Genomic DNA, 18321 nt, shown 5'->3' on the forward strand with positions numbered 1-18321 from the left:
GCGTTGTTGTTTGTTTTTTATACTATTTGTACTTGCTGCTCTTGCAACATGTTATGTGCTATCTGTAACAAGTTCCTTTCGTCAAACTCCTTCGTGATGATCTGCAGGCCGTACGGCATCCCGTTAGAATGCCGGTGCAAAGGTACGGAAATCGCCGGAACGCCGGTCAGATTCGCCAATACGGTGTAAATGTCAGCCAGGTACATGGCTATGGGATCGTCCATTTTTTCCCCGATCTTAAAGGCTGTGCTCGGCACGGTGGGCAGCAAAATAGCGTCGTATTCCGACAGTATCCGCTGCATTTTCTCCATCACCAGCCTTCTTACCTGCTGCGCCTTGGTGAAATAAGCGTCGTAATAACCGGCGCTCAGCACGAAGGTGCCCAGTAAGATGCGGCGTTTCACCTCTTTTCCAAACCCTTCCGAACGGCTTTTTTTGTAGAAGTCGTTCAGGTCCAGGCCTTCCCGGGGAGTGCGGTAACCGTACTTTACCCCGTCGAACCGGCTCAGGTTGCTGGAGGCTTCCGCGGTAGTGAGCACATAATAGGCCGCCACCACGTAATCCAGGTAATCGAAGTTCACCCCTTCAACGGTATGACCTTCGGCCTTCAATTGTTCAAAGAAACTTTCAAATCCCCCCCGCATTTCGGTATCGAGACCTTCATGATGCAGGGCATCTTTCAAATACGCAAATTTCCGGCTTTTATTGTGCCGGAGCTCCGCCTGGTAATCAGGAACTTCACTTTGAGAGGCTGTGCTATCATAGGCATCGGGCCCGGAAATGACTTGCAGAACCACGGCGACATCTGCAATATTCGAGCCAAAAATGCCTATCTGGTCAAAGGAAGAGGCGTATGCAATAAGGCCATGCCGCGAAACCCTGCCGTAAGTAGGCTTTAATCCCACGATACCGCAAAAATCCGCCGGCTGGCGCACGGAACCGCCGGTGTCGCTGCCCAGGCTTACCTGGCAAAGACCGGCCTGTACCGCTACGGCCGAGCCGCCTGAAGAACCGCCCGGTACCCGGGTATTATCCAGCGCATTCAGCACTTTGCCGTATGCGGAGTTTTCGTTGGTGCTGCCCATCGCAAACTCGTCGCAGTTCAGGCGCCCGATAATAACGGCGCCTTCGGCCAGCAGTCTTTCCACTGCCGTCGCGTTGTACAGGGAAGTAAACCCTTCCAGTATTTTCGATGCGGCGGAAACCTTATGGCCTTTGTAGCAGATCACATCCTTGATGCCGATCACCACACCCGCCAAAAGGCCCGGGCGCTCCCCCTTTTGGATCTTTTCATCCAGGGAACGCGCCTGCGCCAAAGCATCTTCGGTAAAAACTTCTAAATAAGCATTGAGATGCCGGGCCTGCTCAATCCTGTCCAGGTACATTCGCACCACGGCCTCGCAGGTCGTTTTTCCGGCATACAACGCCTCATGAAAAGACGATATACTGCTGAATTCAGTCAAACCCAAACCAGTTTAAATCTTACAATGGGAGATTTCTGCAACAAATGAGAATAGGCCGTCACGGCCATTCTTCGAGGTCGATTAGGCGTTTTTCTTAACTTCGGTTTCTTTCATGCCCTCTTCCATCTCGCGGCGCACGTTGTCTTTCGCGTCTTTGAATTCGCGGATACCTTTACCAAGACCACGCATGAGCTCGGGAATTTTTTTACCGCCGAAAAGGAGCAATACTACGGCAGCGATGAGGATGAGTTCGGTCATGCCTAATTCTTGAAAAAGTAATAATGGTGATTTAGCGAAAATAGCAGTCATTTCTCAGTTTTTAAAAAGTTCAGCTAACAAAGGTAGGGTATATTTCGGGGTTTTTCAATGCACCGGGGCATACTTTAATGAACTTTTAAGGTTCCTCAAAACAGCTATGGTGCGGCCCTTGCAACAATCCCTTCCTTCGCCGGCATACACAGTTACCATTGGTAAGATACATTAATTTCCGGCTGCCGGGAATACTGCCATAAAAAAATGACATTGTGAGCCGCCAACTCTAAAGCCGGATACAGAACACATTCAGGATCAACGTATAACAGGCACAAAAAAACGGAAGCCCATGCGGACTTCCGTATACTAATTTCCCTGTATAAATACTAAACCCTTTTTTCTTTGATACGTGCTGCTTTACCCTGGCGTTCGCGGAGGTAATACAGTTTCGCCCTTCTTACTTTACCCACCTTGTTCAACACGATGGAATCGATGTTGGGAGAGTACAGGGGGAACAGCCTTTCAACGCCTATGCCGTCGGAGATCTTACGAACGGTGAAAGATGCGGTGAAACCAGAGCCCTGGAGCTTCACTACGTCGCCTTTGAAGGATTGGATACGCTCCTTATTGCCTTCTACGATCTTATAGTTAACGGTAACATTGTCACCGGCTTTGAATTTCGGAAATTGCTTGTTAGCAGTCAACTGCTCGTGAACAAAAGAAATCGCGTTCATCTTCAATTATTATTAGGACGGCAAAGGTAAGGAACAATCTCCAAATACCAAGACCTTTTCCCGGTTTTTATAAAAATATTGTTTCAGTCATGTTTCAAAAGGTCCGGCCGGCGCTCTTTCGTGCGTTTTACGGCCTCGTCGTGCCGCCATTCCTCGATCTTCCGGTGATCGCCGCTCATCAGCACCGCCGGCACTTTCCAGTCGCGGAAGGTCTCGGGCCGGGTATACACGGGGGGCGCCAGCAGGTTGTCCTGGAAAGAATCGAACAGCGCGGAGGTTTCGTCGTTCAGCACCCCGGGCAGCAGCCGCCCGATGGCGTCTACCACTACCGCCGCGGCCAGTTCCCCGCCGGACAGTACAAAATCGCCGATGGAGATCTCCATGGTCACGAAATGTTCCCTCACCCGCTCGTCTATGCCCTTGTAATGGCCGCAGATCAGCAGCAGGTTGCCTTTGAGGCTCAGGCGGTTAGCCATTTTCTGGTTAAACGTCTGGCCGTCCGGCGTGAGATAGATGATCTCGTCGTAGGTCGTTTCTTTCTGCAGCGCTTCGATGGCGTTCACCAGCGGCTCGATCATCATCACCATGCCGGCGCCGCCGCCGAACTGGTAATCGTCTACCTGGTTTTGCCGGAAATTGGAATATTTGCGCAGGAAATGCACGTTTACTTCCAGCAAACCCTTGTCTTTCGCCCGTTTCATGATGGAATGGGCGAAAGGGCTTTCGAGCAGCTCCGGCAATACGGTTATGATATCTATCCGCATAATGTTCTTTTTAACCTAAATAGATGTCCAGCAAGCCTTCCGGCAGTTCGAGGCGCACCAGCTGGTTCTTTTTGTCCACTTTCAGGAGCGTTTGCTCGTTCAGCGGCAGCAGCATTTCCTTTTCCTTGTAAGTAACGCGGGCAAGCACCTGGTGCGGCATTTCGATGATCTCTTCGATCACGCCGAGAGCGCCTTCCACACTGTCTTCCACCTTATAGCCCAGCAGCGACAGCGGCGCGGAGCCGGAAGCCTGGGTTTTGAAATCGGCTTCTTCGAGGTATACCCCTTTCTGCAGCAGGTTGCGGGCCGCTTCGCGGGTATCGATGCCTTCGAGTTTGATGTAAAGATGTTCGGCGTCTTTGGCTTTGGCGTGCTGCACGAAATAAGGCAGAAAGCTGTCTTTCCGCTCTTCGATAAAAACGGCGGCAACGTCTTTCAGCGCGGTGCGTTTGCCGAGGCTGTGGCGGAGAATGAACTCGCCATCTGTGCCGTAAACGGCGCTCAGCTTGCCGATATTGAAATAATTAGCCATGGAACGGGTGCCTTGTAAAAGCAGAAAGGGAATCTTTGCGAACAAATCTTCCCTTTCTGAATATGTTGTTTATTGCCGGATTAAGCTTCGGGAGCTTCCTCACCTTCAGCAGCAGGAGCGCTGGGAGCTACGTCCTCAACTTTCCTTACAACCGGCTGTGCAGCGCGTACGGCCCTTTTCTGGGTTTCGCGGCGTGCGGATACTTTCTCTTCGTGGTCAGCCTGCCATTGCTCGAATTTGGTGTAAGCGGTAGGCTCGTCGAACAGACCGAGTTTAACCCCTCTGAGAAGGTGTTTCAGGTACAATACGCCTTTGAAGGACAAGATGCGCCTAACGGTATCGGTCGGCTGTGCGCCTTTCTGCAGCCAGCGGAGCGCTTTCTGCGTATCGATGTTGATAGATGCGGGTACTGTCAAAGGATTGTAGGTACCGATTTTCTGGATGAATTTACCATCCCTGGGCGCGCGGGCGTCTGCCACAACAATAAAGTAAAAAGGTCTCTTTTTCGCGCCGTGTCTCTGTAATCTGATCTTTACTGGCATAAATAAGTCGAATTATTTTTTGCGAGTTGTTAAAAAATATTGTTTCTAATTCGGGCAGCAAATGTAGCGCTAAAAATGAAATTCTCAAAACAAAATTTAACTCTGTATTTTACTGCTATATTTTATTATCTCATTTTCAAACCCTTCGCGCCACCCGGGATCTTATTCATCATTTTCATCATCTGTCGCATCTGTTCGAATTGTTTCATGAACTGGTTCACGTCCTGGATCTCCTTGCCCGCGCCTTTCGCGATCCTTTTGCGGCGGCTGCCGTCGATCAGGTCCGGGTTGCCGCGCTCGGCCGGCGTCATGGAATTGATCATCGCCTCGATGCCTTTGAACGCGTCGTCGCTGATGTCCAGGTCCTTCACCGCTTTGCCCACTCCGGGGATCATGCCCAGCAGGTCTTTGATGCTGCCCATCTTTTTGATCTGCGCCAGCTGTTCTTTAAAGTCGTCGAAATCGAACTGGTTCTGACGGATCTTTTTCTCCAGTTTTTTCGCCTGTTCTTCGTTGAACTGCTCCTGGGCCCTTTCCACGAGGGTGGTGATGTCGCCCATGCCGAGGATACGCTGGGCCATACGCTCAGGGTAAAATACGTCGAGCGTGTCCAGCTTTTCGCCCATGCTCACGAACTTGATGGGCTTCTGTACGGTGTAGGTGATGGTGAGGGCCGCACCGCCGCGCGTATCGCCATCCAGCTTGGTGAGCACGATTCCGGAGAAATTCAGCCGCTCGTTGAACGCCTTGGCGGTGTTCACGGCATCCTGGCCGGTCATGGAATCCACCACGAAGAGGATCTCCTGCGGATTCACGGCTTTTTTCACGTTGCTCACCTCGGTCATCATCACTTCGTCTACCGCTAGGCGGCCGGCGGTATCGATGATCACGATGTTGTTGCCCTGGGCTTTCGCGTGTTTGATGGCGTTTTCCGCGATCTCCACGGCGTTTTTGTTCTCAGGTTCGCTATATACTTCCACCCCTACCTGCCCGCCGAGCACTTTCAGCTGGTCGATCGCCGCGGGACGGTAAATGTCCGCCGCCACAAGCAGGGGTTTCTTGTTCTTTTTGGATTTGAGGAAATTGGCCAGTTTACCGGAGAAGGTGGTTTTACCCGAGCCCTGCAGGCCGGCGATGAGGATCACGGTGGGATTGGTCTTGATATCCAGCTCCGATTCCGTGCTGCCCATCAGTTCCACCAGTTCGTCCTTCACGATCTTTACCATGAGCTGGCCGGGAGAAATGGCCGTGAGCACTTTTTCGCCCAGGGCTTTGTCTTTCACCCTGTCGGTAAAATCCTTCGCGATCTTGTAGTTCACGTCCGCATCCACGAGCGCCCGGCGGATTTCCTTTACCGTGGTGGCAATGTTGATTTCCGAGATACGGCCTTCTCCTTTAAGTTGTTTGAAGGCCCCTTCGAGCCGCTCTGATAATGATTCGAACATAAATTATGCTGGTGAAAATTTTGGACTGCAAAAATACGGTTTCTGTAAAACTAAAAAAGTAAAAAAGATGGCTGGCATTGCATCCGAACCTTCTTTTTTACTTTTCCAGCTTGTTTTTTATGTACCGGCTCAGCCTCCCAGGTAGTTGCGCAGCAGTTTGCTGCGGCTGGTGGTGCGGAGCTTGGTGATGGCTTTATCTTTGATCTGGCGTACCCTTTCGCGGGTAAGGCCGAATTTTTCGCCGATATCTTCAAGGCTCATGGGATGTTCCACGCCGATGCCGAAATACAGCATGATCACGTCTTTCTGGCGGTCGGTGAGGGTGCTCAGGGAACGTTCGATCTCGCGGCGGAGGGAATCGTGGTGGTCCAGCTCTTCGTCTGCGCTAACGGCGTTGGGGTTTTCGAGCACGTCGAGCAGGGAGTTGTCTTCCCCGTCGATAAACGGTGCGTCCATGGAAACGTGGCGGGCGGCTACGCCCAGGGTAGCTTCCACTTCTTCGGTATTGATCTCGAGAATGGTGGCCAGCTCGTCGGGAGAAGGCTCACGCTCGAATTCCTGTTCGAGTTGGGAGTATGCTTTGCTGATTTTGTTGGACAAACCAACTTTATTCAGCGGAAGGCGAACGATGCGGGACTGTTCTGCCAATGCCTGGAGGATGCTTTGACGGATCCACCAAACGGCATAGGAAATGAACTTGAAACCGCGGGTCTCGTCAAAACGCTGAGCGGCCTTGATGAGGCCGAGATTGCCTTCATTGATAAGGTCGGAAAGGGATAAGCCCTGGTTCTGGTACTGTTTCGCAACAGATACGACGAAACGCAGATTGGCTTTGGTCAGCTTCTCTAAAGCCCTTTGGTCCCCTTGTTTAATGCGGATTGCCAGATTCACTTCTTCTTCCGGCGTAATGAGATCCACTTTGCCGATCTCCTGCAGATACTTTTCTAGCGACTGTGATTCACGATTCGTAATGGACTTCGTGATTTTTAGTTGGCGCATTGACATAGCACGGGAACAGTTACAGGTTATTAATAAGTTAATTTAGAAGAATGCTAGACAAAAATAACTTTTTTTAGATACCACCCAAAAAAAATTACCCCCCATTGAATCACATTCAAGCTAAATCGATTGTTGCCTATAAACTATTCGACTGATACTCCATTAACGAAACCCGGTACTGTATTCGCTTTGATTTTGAAGTAGATAGGAAAAGAAGCCGGTTAAAAAGATCAAAAAGCGCCTGATACGTAGTTGTAAAACTTCATATTTCAAATTATGCTCAGGTTTGAGAATGAAATAGTTAATATATCGAAAATTTTCTAAAATTTATTTTGATAGGATGAAAAAATTTCTATAATTGCAGGCAGATGATTTTGATTTAATAATAATACTGTGCGATGTCAAAGAAAGTGCAATATGAGTTAGAATATCCGGTTCGGTGCTCTCCAAGTATCCTTTATGAATTCCTTTCCACCCCCGCAGGTTTGCAGGAATGGTTTGCAGATAAAGTCGATTTCCGGGACAATGTTTTCTCCTTTTCCTGGAACGGGTCTACGGAAGAAGCCGAAGTGATGGAACAGGAAGACGACGAGTTCATCCGTTTACATTGGTTACACGCTCCCAAAAATGAATTTTTCGAATTCAGGATCCAGATTTCCGAAGTTACCAATATGACCATACTGGTGATCAGAGATTTCGCCGAAAAGAAAGAAGTGGCAGATCAGAGCCAGCTGTGGGATTACCAGATTAAAGATCTTTTCCACCGTATAGGCAACTAGTCCGTTCCCCCTTTCAGCATTTCCAGCAGGGCGGCGTATTCGGCCACTGCAATGGCTGTCATGTTTCCCCATTCCTCTAAGTCATACTGTTTCGCGAGCTTCACGAAAAATGTTTGCCGCATCAGCTGCTCCCATTGCGCCGGTGTAAGCGACCTTACCGTGCGGTAATTGTCTTCCCCGAAATGATGCTGCCAGGGATCGTCGTGCACACATACGTGCCAGCCCGCTTCCGCCAGCGCGCCCTGTAACCGCAGCAGCCGTTCCCGGTGCGCATCCAGCGATTCGCCGGCCAGGTGAAGGGTGAGACTGAAAAACCGGCCCCACCAGAAAAACGTGCGGCAGGCGAAAATACGCTCACGGCTAAACGAGCGCGGATAATCGAGGATCACGTATGGCAGGCCCAGGTATTGCTCTCCCCTGCTGATCTTCGCAGGTTGCGCCTGCGCCTCCGGCAACCGTGCAATTACCGGGTCCGCCGCCATGGCCTGCTGCAGGGCCCCGAAAAGACCATACACCTTGTCGATGATCCGGTTTTTGACGAGTATCCATTCCGCATCGCGCACCATTCCCATTTCTATGCTGTTCAACTCAAATGTGCCCATGAAAATAAATTAACGGTTTTTTGATTTGCCGCCGCATCCAGCTTCAGGGAATCGTGTTAACTTTGTGCGGCTGGTTTACAAAAGTATACTGAATACCAGTCAGTTTCACATTTTTCAATTTTAATTTCCGTTGAGCGGCAGTGAAGAAACTCGATAAACTTATTATTAAAACCTTCGTAGGGCCTTTTATAGCCACTTTTTTCGTGACGCTTTTTGTGCTCATCATGCAGTTCGTATGGAAGTACATAGACGATCTCGTGGGCAAAGGGCTGGATACGCCGGTGATCGTGGAACTGCTGGTGTATACCAGCGCCAGCCTCGTGCCGCTGGCCATGCCCCTGGCCGTGCTGCTTTCTTCCATCATGACCTTCGGCAACCTCGGTGAGAGTTTCGAGCTGGTCGCCATCAAGTCCGCCGGCATTTCGCTGCTGCGCTTCATCCGCCCGCTTTTTTTCTTTTCCGCCCTCATCGCCGTAGGCGCATTCCTTTTCGCCAACTACATCATCCCCATCGCCAACCTGCGCGCAAAATCGCTCCTTTACGATATCACCCAGTCCAAACCCGCCTTCAACATCAAACAGGGCGTGTTTTACAGCGATATTCCAGGTTATGTGATCAAGGTCGCGAAAAAAGACCCGGACAACAAGACCATTCACCAGGTGATGATCTACGACCGCTCGCCCAACGGCGGCACCTCCGGCAACGAAAGGCTGATACTCGCCGAAAAAGGCACCATGGAGCTTTCGCCGGACAAACGGTATCTCAACTTCACCCTCGAGAACGGATGGCGTTTCGAAGAGAGAGACAATCGTTCCGGCAGGGGCGGCAACGAACTGATCCGCCTCGGTTTCAAAACCTACATCAAACCGTTCGACCTGAAGGCACTTGCATTCGACCGCCTGCCGCTCGATGCGTTCGCCTCCAACCAGCAGATGCTCAATATCCGCCAGCTGGACGAAGGGCTCGATTCGCTGCGCGGCATCGATTCCGCGTATATCCGTACCGTGCATGCCTACGTTACCACGCGTTACCCGTTCTACAAATGGAAAGACACGGGCTGGCTGGCTTCCGCGCCGCCGCTCAAGGTAGACAACTTCCTGGAGGTGATCCCCGAAAAATCGCAGCGTTACGTGCTGGAGCGCGTGGAATCCAACCTGCGCGAAACCGAAGTGTCGCTCGCTTCCAGCGCGAAAGACTTTTCAGACAACCAGTCCAAGATATCGCTCTTCAAAGTGGAGTGGCAGCGCAAATTCTCGCTGGCCGCGGCCTGTGTCGTGATGTTCCTCATCGGCGCGCCGCTCGGCTCCATTATCCGGAAAGGCGGCCTGGGCACACCGCTTGTATTCGCCGTCATATTCTTCGTGATCTTCAATATATTTTTTATGACCGGCGAGAAGATGGCGCGTAAAGATGTAATGGCGTCGTGGAGCGGGATGTGGCTGGCCAATATCGTTCTTCTGCCGATCGCGGGGTTCCTCGTGTACAAGGCCATGAACGATTCCAACCTTTTCAACAAAGAAGCTTACTACAGGGCATTTCAAACATTTAAAAAATATTTCCGGCGCCGGCAGAGCCAGCATGAGATCAGCAGGTAGCGCGGGCGGCGGTTAACTGCTGTTTAAAATAAAGAAAGCCGGGCAAACAACTGCCCGGCTTTTATATTTTGTATGCGTACTGCATTATTTCTTCAGTGCTTCGGTGTACAGTTCGTTTACCTGGGTCCAGTTCACCACGTTCCAAAATGCTGTGAGGTAATCGGGGCGTTTGTTCTGGTACTTGAGGTAATAGGCATGCTCCCAAACGTCCACGCCAAGAATGGGCGTGCCGGGGTCTTTGGCCAGGTTGGTCATAAGCGGATTGTCCTGGTTGGGCGTGGAAGTAACAGCGAGGCTGCCGTCTGTTTTCACGATCACCCATGCCCAGCCGCTGCCGAACACGCCTTTGCCGGCGTCCGCGAATTTGGTTTTGAGTTCGTCCATTGAGCCGAAGGCGGTATCGATCGCTTTTTTAAGTTCGCCGGAAGGCTCGGATTTACCGGCGGACATCAGTTTCCAGAAGAGGCTGTGGTTGTAGTGGCCGCCTGCGTTGTTTCGCACTGCTGTGTCGCCGGCGGAAACTTTCGTGAGGATGTCTCCGAGGCTGAGGCCTGCGAAAGCGCCTTGTTCCACGGCTTTGTTGAGATTGGTAACGTAACCCGCGTGGTGTTTTCCGTGGTGGATCTCCATGGTCATCTTATCGATGTTAGGCTCCAGCGCGTCTACCGCGTAAGGCAGCTCGGGCAGCACAAACGGCGGTTTGAGGGCCAGGAGGGTTTTATTGCCGTCTGCAGCTTCCGCGGCGCCTGCGCAACCGGGCGCTACGAGCGCAGCGATACCGGCCAGGCCGGCCACTTTGATGAATTCTCTCTTATTCATTATGAAACTATTTAGGTTACAAATCTATATTTTAACAGCGCAAAGGCGCGCAAATTTTACACCAATGTAAAAAATTGAAGCGGGAAGACCAGTATAATTTTATCATTATATTTGCTAACCGGTTAAAATAAAGTAGCGGATTATAGTTTAATTTGAAATTAATTGCTATTTTACTTTTATATTCATGTGTTGAAGTAGTAGTATTTTAATCATTTTCGAAAGATGACGCTATTTATCCCTGGAATAAGGCTTTACCCTTCCCCGGACCGGACTTCGCCGGAAGGCAACCTGTACTTCCTGCAACCGGCAACCGCCGGCACTCGTCCATCCCCCGCAAACGTTGAATGTAGTTCTTGATTTTCCTTTTATATAACCGCCGTTCCCTCGCGGGCCGGCAGACACAGATTTACCACGCCGGGCTGCAGGCCCGGTGCCAACAGTTTTTTAAATATTAATCACTTATTGCTTGTTTTAAAGCCGGAAAGGAGTTTGTGAGTCATAACACCCCTTAGCGGCAGAGAACGAATTGGTGAGATGGTCCTTATACTTTGAAGTAACAATAACCTAACGAAGCATCAAGGAGCACCAGGAAAGCAGAATCGATCACCCAGTAAAACAGAGAGTGGAGGCAGCATGACAATCCAGGAACGAATACAGCAGTCACGGCACGAACGCTTAACCTATTCGCCAGTTTTCTTTGAGCCCGCGCGGCGGGGGGAAAAGGAAGCCCTGCTGGACCTGTTGCGGGAGAACCCGCAGGTCAGCGTATTTGACGAGTTGCACAGCCAGCTGAAAGAGCTTGTCAAGATCAGCCATCCCACCCGCAGCCTTACGGCGGCGGAAACGGAAGCGGCCATTGAGAAGCATCTGAACGGGACATCTCCCGAAGATTACGGCCTATGGGTATATTTTCCCTGGTCTGCCAAGGTAGTGCACCTGGTGGGCCGGGAAGAGTTCATTTTACTGCGCACTTCCCGCAACATGCATAAAATTACCGCGGAAGAAAGAGACGTGCTGGCGAAGAAGAAGATCGGCATTATCGGCCTGAGCGTCGGGCAAACGATTGCGCTCACGCTGGCGATGGAGCGGGTGTGCGGCGAGCTGCGGCTGGCCGATTTCGACGCCGTGGAACTGACCAATATGAACCGCCTGCGGACGAACGTATCCAGCCTGGGCATGCCCAAAGTGATCGTGGCCGCCCGCGAGATCGCGGAAATAGACCCTTTCCTGCAGGTGAAATGTTATGCGGACGGCGCTACTGAAAACAATCTCGACAGCTTCCTGACCGAAGGCGGCAAGCTGGACATACTCGTGGAAGAATGCGACGGCATCGACGTAAAGATCCTCAGCCGGCAGAAAGCCAAAGCGCTGCGGATACCCGTTGTGATGGACACCAACGACCGCGGCATGCTCGACATCGAGCGGTTCGACCTGGAGCCGGATTACCCGATGCTGCACGGGCTGATACCGCAGATAGACGATCTCAGCACGCTGCGCAACCTCAGCAACGAGGAAAAAGTGCCGATCCTGGGCCCGATGGCGGGCTTTGCCAATATGAGCCGGCGGATGAAATATTCCGTGGGCGAGATCGGCAAAACGATCACGACCTGGCCGCAACTGGCATCGTCTGTAATGCTGGGAGGCGCGATGGTAACAGACACCTGCCGGCGCATCCTGCTGGACCAGCTGAGAGTGTCAGGCCGGTATTATGTGGATTTTGACGAACTTATTCAATAATGCCCCTGTAAATAAAAGAAGCAACCAATGAGCGCACCGATTAACGTAAGGGCTTTTTTCGCGCCGGATGACCCGGAAGCGGCAATGCGGTTTTACGAAGGCCACAGTAAATTGTTGCAGATATACTTTGGTATCACCAAGATCACGTCCGGCAACGTGGACTGGATCAACCACCGGAATACGGTGGTGGTGATCGTCGAAGACGATACCGGCACCAAAACCTACGGAGGCGCTCGCGTGCAGATGGCCGACGGCGTTTTGCCGCTGCCCATCGAAACGGCCATCGGCAAATACGATCCCAAGATATATTCGGATGTGAAGATCGGCAGCGCGGAGATCTGCGGCTTGTGGAACTCCAAAGAGGTGGCCGGCATGGGCATCGGGAGCCTCATCCTGAGCAGGGTGTGCGTAGCGCTGATGACCCAGCTTCCCGTCAACAACGTACACGTGCTTTGCGCCCCGGTAACTACCCGCGGGGCCAAAAGAGTAGGCGCGGTGATAGACACTTCACTCGGCAACGAAGGTGTGTTCTATTACCCGAAAGACGACCTGGTGGCCACCGCCATGATCATCAGGGACATTCACGAAGTAGCCAGCGCAGACCCGGGCGAGAGGGAACTGATACGCAACCTGCGCGGCAACCCCAACCAGGTGCGTACCGAAACAGGCCCCAAAGGCACTTTTGAAGTGAATTACCTGCTCGGATTGCCGCAAATGGTGCAATAATCTGTTAAGTTTGCATACACAATTCCGATTTGAGATGCCTATACGTTTTTTTGTACTTCTTTTCCTGGCCCTCACCGGGTGCGGGAACGTTTTTGCATCTGAACCCGTAGTATTCAGAGACAGCTCCAAGCTGATGCAGATCGGGCATGCTCTGGAACTTTACCGGGACAGCACGAACCTGCTTACCATCGATCAAATCCGGAAACAGCCGTTCGCGCCAACCGGGCAAACGGTGCCCAACCTCCAGATCTCCCCCTTTTCCAACTGGGCCCGATTTTATATCAAAAACGAAACAGACCTTCCCAGGCTGCTGCTCGAAGTGGAATATCCCACCATCGACGAGATCACCCTTTACGAAGTGCTGCCCTCAGGCGGGTACCGCATACTCAGCCTCGGCCAGTTCCAGCCTTACCGGGTACGGCCGTACGACCATCAGAACTACATCTACCCTCTCGATATCCCGCACGGCGAAACCCGCGAATTTTACCTCAAGATAAAAGCCGGCGAACAGGCGCAGCTGCCCGTATACCTCGGCGCCGAAACCACGCTCAACGTCAAAAACACCGAAAGGAACTTCATTTTCGGGCTGTATATCGGCATCATTCTCGTAATGGCGCTGTACAACTTCTTCATATACCTTACCACCCGCGACCAGAGTTACCTCATTTACGTGAGTTACATCATCTGCGTGGGGCTTACCCAGGCTTCCCAGCAAGGGTATACTTTCCGTTTCCTCTGGCCCAACAATCTCTGGCTGGCCGCCCACGACACGCTGATCATCCCCGTGCTGAACGGCATTACTGCAGCGCTGTTCATCCAGTCGTTCCTCCATACGCGCGAGCGTTACAAACTGGGACATAAAATACTCACGGGCGTGGTGATCGCCTATTCGCTGGTGCTGATCCCCACTTTCATCGACCAGTATTTTGTGGCGAATATGATGGCGCAGATCACGGCCATGACCGCTTCGCTGGCAGCCATGTTCATCGGCGTGAAAGTGGCGCGCACCGGATTCATCCCCGCGCGTTATTTCCTGCTGGCCTGGGGCATCTTCCTCACCAGCGTGTGCATATTCGTGATGCGCAATTTTAATATCCTGCCGTACAACGACTTCACCTATTACGCTCTCCAGGTGGGCTCCGCGGCGGAAGTTACCCTGCTTTCCTTCGCCCTGGCAAACAAGATCAACATCTACCGGAAGGAAAAAGAAGAATCGCAGGCCGTGGCCCTCGCCATTTCGCAGGAGAACGAGCAGCTGGTGCGCGAGCAGAACGTTGTGCTGGAAGCCAAAGTGGCCGAGCGCACCGAAGCGCTGCAGCAATCCAACAAGGAGCTGAACCGCGTGCTCAACAACCTGAAGGAAGCGCAGACGCAGCTGGTGGAATCCGAAAAAATGGCTTCCCTCGGTCAGCTTACGGCCGGCATCGCGCACGAGATCAACAATCCCATCAACTTCGTGACCAGCAACATCAAGCCGTTGAAGCTCGATTTTGAAGACCTGAAATCGCTGCTGAAGAAGTACGAATCCATCGACCCGAACGGCAATGTGGAGCAGAAGCTCAGCGAGATCGAGCAGTTCAAGCAGCAGATAGACATCGATTACGTGCATACCGAGATCGATTCGCTTATCAAAGGCATTGAAGACGGCGCCAACCGTACGGCCGAGATCGTGAAAGGGCTGCGCACCTTCAGCCGGCTCGACGAAAGCGACCTCAAGTTCGTGGACGTGCACGAGGGTCTGAACTCCACCATGGTGCTGCTGCGGAACAATGTGCCGAAAAATGTGACCGTTCATTATAATTACGCCGAGCTGCCCAAGATCGAATGTTTCGCAGGCAAACTCAACCAGGTATTCCTCAACATCATCAACAACGCCCTGAACGCCATTAAAATGAAGCCGGAGCAGGGCGAGGAGAGCCTCACCATCAGCACCCGCCTGGAGGCGAACAAGATGATCAGCATCAGTATCAAGGATTCGGGCATCGGCATGACGGAAAAGGTGAAAGAGAAGATCTTCGAGCCGTTCTTCACTACCAAAGATGTTGGTGAAGGCACGGGGCTGGGTTTATCCATCGTGTTCAGCATCATAGAAAAACATCATGGCAAAATAGTGGTTGAATCTGAGCCGGGCAAAGGAGCGGAATTTATTATATATTTACCACAGAATGTGCCAATTGCCCAAAGTCAAGCGTCCTAATTAAAAGACCCTCATGAAAAATAGCCGTATCAGAATTTTGTACATCGACGATGAAGTACATAACCTCAATGCGTTCCGTGCTAATTTCAGGCGGAGCTACGAGATCTATACCGCCAATTCGGCCGCCGAAGGGTTGCAGGTGTTGAAGGGGATAGAAGTGCACATCATCATCGCCGACCAGAAGATGCCCACCACCACGGGGGTGGAATTTTTCAACCAGATCAAGGACCTGCTGCCCGACCCCATCAGGATATTGCTGACCGGTTATACGGACGTAGAGGACATTATCGACGCCATCAACAAAGGGCATATTTTTTCCTACATCAAAAAACCCTGGGACGAGCACGAGCTTTTTAAGACCATCAATAACGCTTACGAGATCTATTCCGCGCGCAAACAGCTTAAGGAAAAAGTGCTGGAGCTGGAAAAAACGAACGACGAGCTGAACCGCTTCATTTATTCCACTTCGCACGACCTCCGCGCCCCGCTCATGAGCGTGCAGGGGATCATCAACCTGAGCCGGCTGGATAATTCGATGACCGACCCGCAGGGATATATGGGCATGATCGAAGTGTGCATCACGCGGCTGGACAGTTTCATCCAGAAGATCATCGAATATTACCGCAATTCGCGCCTCGACCTCGAATACGAAAAGATCGACTTCAACCTGCTGATCAATGACTGTATCGACACGTTCAAACACCAGAACACCTCGATCAATTTCAACGTAAAAGTAGACCAGCTGGTGCCTTTCAAAGGCGACTTTTTCAGGATCAGCGTTATTCTGAACAACCTGATTTCGAACGCCGTTAAATACCAGAAACCAGACGAATCGAGCCCGCAGGTAAATCTGTTTGTGAAAGTAGAGCCGCATAAAGCCACCATCCGCATCGAAGACAATGGCATCGGCATCCTGAGCGAGCATTTAAGTAATATTTTCAAAATGTTCTTCCGCTCCAAGAACAACAACAAACCCGGCAGCGGGATTGGTTTATACATTGTGAAAGAGGCCTTGAGCAAGATCGGCGGCACCATCGGCGTCGATTCCCGTTACGGAGAAGGCACGCAATTTGAAATTTCGATTCCAAACAGAAATGAATTCGATTCCTGATCTTCGCGTAATACTGATAGACGATAACGACATCGATCTGCTGTTGCATGAGCGCCTGATATCCATTCAGCAGCTCAGCCACACGATCCTTTCGTTCAGCAATGCCAATAAAGCGCTGGAATTCCTTTCCAGCAACATCACCCTGCCCCACATTCCCCCCACCGTTATCCTGCTGGACATTCAAATGCCCGAAATGGACGGCTTCGAGTTCCTCCGTTCCTTCGATTCGTACCCGCAGAAGATCAAGAACCAGTGTTACATCATCATGGTTTCGTCTTCGCTGGATTTCGGGGATATTTCGCGCACCAATGCCAACCCGATGGTGATCAGGCTCCTCAAAAAACCGCTGCAGCCCAGGGAGCTGAAGGAGGTGATCGAAAATATTTTCAGGGAGCAATAAAAAAAGGCTTCTCCATCGAAATGAAGAAGCCTTTCCCATAATAGTTAACCCCTTTAAAGATCCATTCTTTTCTTTCCCTTATCAATAATCGTTGATGCCGTAATAATAAATTCTGCCGCTGCCGGGGTAGGTGCCTTCCAGCTGGAAGTTGCCGCTTTGTTTGCTGAGCGCCGCTTTCAGCTCGTCTACCGTTCTCACGGGAATGCCGCCGGCTTTGGTGATCACGAAACCGGGTTTCATGTTCGTCTGATCGGCCAGAATGCCTTCTTCGCTGATGTCCGTCACTCTCACGCCGCCCGCGATGCCTATTTTGGCGGCATCCTGCCGGCTGAGCCCTTCGAACTCGCCGCCGAGCGATTCTATGATCGCGCTGCCGGAGCGGGTGCCTGCAATAGCGCCCATTTTACCTTTCAGCGTGGCGGTTACGGTGCTTTCGCTGCCGTTCCGGTTGAAGGTGAGGCTTACTTTATCGCCGGGTTTCATCCTTGCGATCTGCTCGGAGATCTGCGCGCCGGTGTTCACGGTCGTGTTGTTCACTTTGGTGATCACGTCGCCCTGTTTGATGCCTGCCGCCGCCGCCGCGCCGTTCGGGTCCGTGCCGGCTACATAAATGCCGTTCGTATAATCTTTAATGCCCAGTTCTTTTTTCTGCGCTTCGTCCAGGTTCTCCGGCGCCATGCTGATGCCGAGGTAACCGCGTTGTACGCTGCCGAACTGTTTGATGTCGTTGATCACTTTTTTCATCAGGTTCGCGGGAATAGAGTACGCATAACCTGCGTAAGAGCCGGTCGGGGAAGCGATCGCCGCGTTGATGCCGATCAGCTCGCCATTGGTGTTGACCAGCGCGCCACCGCTGCTGCCCGGGTTCACGGCCGCGTCCGTTTGCAGGAATGCTTCCACCGGGGCAGAGCCCTGGCGGTTGATGCCGATGTTGCGGGATTTGGCGGAAATGATGCCCTGGGTAACGGTTACGTCGAGATTAAGCGGGTAACCGATGGCGAGCACCCACTGGCCGAGCTTCACCTCGTCGGAATTGCCGATGGCGATGGCCGGGAGATCTTTCGCGTCGATCTTGATCAATGCCAGGTCGGTATTCGGGTCGGTGCCTATCACTTTGGCCTTGTAATTTTTGTGGTCGTTGAGGGTGACGGTCACATCTGTTGCGTTGTCTACCACGTGATTGTTGGTCACGATATAACCATCATCGCTGATGATCACGCCGGAACCGGAAGCGCGCTGCTCGGGGTTCCTGAACTGGCGCGGGCCGCCGCCGAAGAAGTGGCGGAAGATATCGTCTTCCTCATCGCCGAAGGGGCTTTGCCCCGCGACCTGTTTGTACTGAACGATGGTTTTAATATGTACTACAGAAGGCACTGCCGCGCCTGCCGCTTGTTCAAAATCCACGGGTTGGGCCGCCGGCGCGCCGGTATAGGCCGTTTTGATCAGGGGCTGGGTAGAGGCGGGTGCGATACTGTCGTAAAGATTCCCGGCTTTCCCGCTGAAAGCGAAAGCGCCGGCTGTAAAAGCCGCGGCCATGAGGCCACCGGCAATAAGATTTCTTTTATTCATAGTATCCAGTTTAGTGCTGTAAAAGTCACTGCCCTTTCTGAATACATTCTGAATG

The 18321-nt window shown here is 51.9% G+C and carries 18 protein-coding genes; 7 read left to right on the forward strand and 11 right to left on the reverse strand.

What is annotated here, in order from left to right:
* Window positions 1–17 precede the first annotated feature (17 nt).
* From gatA to J7I43_RS08965, 8 genes are all read right to left on the reverse strand, one after another.
* Window positions 18–1463 (reverse strand): Asp-tRNA(Asn)/Glu-tRNA(Gln) amidotransferase subunit GatA, encoded by a 1446-nt coding sequence (gene gatA, locus J7I43_RS08930; protein ID WP_236023344.1) that lies wholly within the window; start codon window positions 1461–1463, stop codon window positions 18–20.
* Window positions 1464–1544: 81 nt separating this feature from the next.
* A complete protein-coding gene (locus tag J7I43_RS08935; protein ID WP_236023345.1) occupies window positions 1545–1772 on the reverse strand; it encodes a Sec-independent protein translocase subunit TatA/TatB in 228 nt (75 codons plus the stop codon).
* Between the two features lie 329 nt (window positions 1773–2101).
* Window positions 2102–2449: a 50S ribosomal protein L19 gene (gene rplS / locus J7I43_RS08940; protein ID WP_209145328.1), complete on the reverse strand. Its 348-nt coding sequence runs from the start codon at window positions 2447–2449 to the stop codon at window positions 2102–2104.
* Between the two features lie 83 nt (window positions 2450–2532).
* Window positions 2533–3213 carry a tRNA (guanosine(37)-N1)-methyltransferase TrmD gene (gene trmD / locus J7I43_RS08945; RefSeq protein WP_209145329.1) on the reverse strand — a complete coding sequence of 227 codons (681 nt, stop codon included), beginning with the start codon at window positions 3211–3213 and terminating at the stop codon, window positions 2533–2535.
* Between the two features lie 10 nt (window positions 3214–3223).
* Complete coding sequence (rimM, locus tag J7I43_RS08950) at window positions 3224–3745, reverse strand: ribosome maturation factor RimM (RefSeq protein ID WP_209145330.1); 522 nt, start codon at window positions 3743–3745, stop codon at window positions 3224–3226.
* A gap of 80 nt (window positions 3746–3825) precedes the next feature.
* On the reverse strand, window positions 3826–4224 hold the full coding sequence (gene rpsP, locus J7I43_RS25005; RefSeq protein WP_378108706.1) for a 30S ribosomal protein S16: 399 nt from the start codon (window positions 4222–4224) through the stop codon (window positions 3826–3828).
* 188 nt (window positions 4225–4412) lie between these two features.
* The gene (gene ffh / locus J7I43_RS08960; protein WP_209145332.1) at window positions 4413–5732 is read right to left on the reverse strand and encodes a signal recognition particle protein; all 1320 of its coding nucleotides are present in this window, start codon (window positions 5730–5732) and stop codon (window positions 4413–4415) included.
* Between the two features lie 129 nt (window positions 5733–5861).
* Window positions 5862–6731 carry a sigma-70 family RNA polymerase sigma factor gene (locus tag J7I43_RS08965; RefSeq protein WP_074240841.1) on the reverse strand — a complete coding sequence of 290 codons (870 nt, stop codon included), beginning with the start codon at window positions 6729–6731 and terminating at the stop codon, window positions 5862–5864.
* Window positions 6732–7129: 398 nt separating this feature from the next.
* On the opposite strand from J7I43_RS08965, the gene J7I43_RS08970 reads away from it, so the two are divergent.
* Entirely contained in the window at window positions 7130–7510 is a 381-nt protein-coding gene (locus J7I43_RS08970) for an START-like domain-containing protein (RefSeq protein ID WP_236023346.1), read from the forward strand.
* Here the strand turns inward: J7I43_RS08970 and J7I43_RS08975 are convergent.
* Window positions 7507–8112: a hypothetical protein gene (locus J7I43_RS08975; RefSeq protein WP_209145334.1), complete on the reverse strand. Its 606-nt coding sequence runs from the start codon at window positions 8110–8112 to the stop codon at window positions 7507–7509. The genes J7I43_RS08970 and J7I43_RS08975 overlap by 4 nt on opposite strands.
* Before the next feature lie 140 nt (window positions 8113–8252).
* Between J7I43_RS08975 and J7I43_RS08980 the strand changes: the two genes are divergently transcribed.
* Window positions 8253–9707 carry an LptF/LptG family permease gene (locus tag J7I43_RS08980; RefSeq protein ID WP_209145335.1) on the forward strand — a complete coding sequence of 485 codons (1455 nt, stop codon included), beginning with the start codon at window positions 8253–8255 and terminating at the stop codon, window positions 9705–9707.
* Between the two features lie 84 nt (window positions 9708–9791).
* Here the strand turns inward: J7I43_RS08980 and J7I43_RS08985 are convergent, their stop codons facing one another.
* Window positions 9792–10526, reverse strand: a complete 735-nt coding sequence (locus J7I43_RS08985) for a superoxide dismutase (protein WP_209145336.1) — start codon at window positions 10524–10526, stop codon at window positions 9792–9794.
* Window positions 10527–11159: 633 nt separating this feature from the next.
* Here J7I43_RS08985 and J7I43_RS08990 point away from each other — a divergent pair.
* The 5 genes from J7I43_RS08990 to J7I43_RS09010 are packed head-to-tail and all read left to right on the forward strand — an operon-like array spanning window position 11160 to window position 16697.
* Window positions 11160–12263, forward strand: a complete 1104-nt coding sequence (locus J7I43_RS08990) for a ThiF family adenylyltransferase (RefSeq protein WP_209145337.1) — start codon at window positions 11160–11162, stop codon at window positions 12261–12263.
* 27 nt (window positions 12264–12290) lie between these two features.
* Window positions 12291–12989, forward strand: coding sequence for a hypothetical protein (locus J7I43_RS08995; RefSeq protein ID WP_209145338.1), 699 nt, complete (start codon window positions 12291–12293; stop codon window positions 12987–12989).
* A gap of 34 nt (window positions 12990–13023) precedes the next feature.
* Window positions 13024–15186 (forward strand): sensor histidine kinase, encoded by a 2163-nt coding sequence (locus tag J7I43_RS24845; RefSeq protein WP_209145339.1) that lies wholly within the window; start codon window positions 13024–13026, stop codon window positions 15184–15186.
* Window positions 15187–15199: 13 nt separating this feature from the next.
* Window positions 15200–16297 (forward strand): sensor histidine kinase, encoded by a 1098-nt coding sequence (locus J7I43_RS09005; protein WP_209145340.1) that lies wholly within the window; start codon window positions 15200–15202, stop codon window positions 16295–16297.
* A complete protein-coding gene (locus J7I43_RS09010) occupies window positions 16281–16697 on the forward strand; it encodes a response regulator (protein WP_209145341.1) in 417 nt (138 codons plus the stop codon). The genes J7I43_RS09005 and J7I43_RS09010 overlap by 17 nt, the downstream gene beginning before the upstream one ends.
* Window positions 16698–16778: 81 nt before the next feature.
* Here the strand turns inward: J7I43_RS09010 and J7I43_RS09015 are convergent, their stop codons facing one another.
* Window positions 16779–18266 (reverse strand): trypsin-like peptidase domain-containing protein, encoded by a 1488-nt coding sequence (locus J7I43_RS09015; RefSeq protein ID WP_209145342.1) that lies wholly within the window; start codon window positions 18264–18266, stop codon window positions 16779–16781.
* Window positions 18267–18321: the final 55 nt, after the last annotated feature.

The organism is Chitinophaga chungangae (assembly GCF_017742215.1).
GTDB classification, from domain to species: Bacteria; Bacteroidota; Bacteroidia; order Chitinophagales; family Chitinophagaceae; genus Chitinophaga; species Chitinophaga chungangae.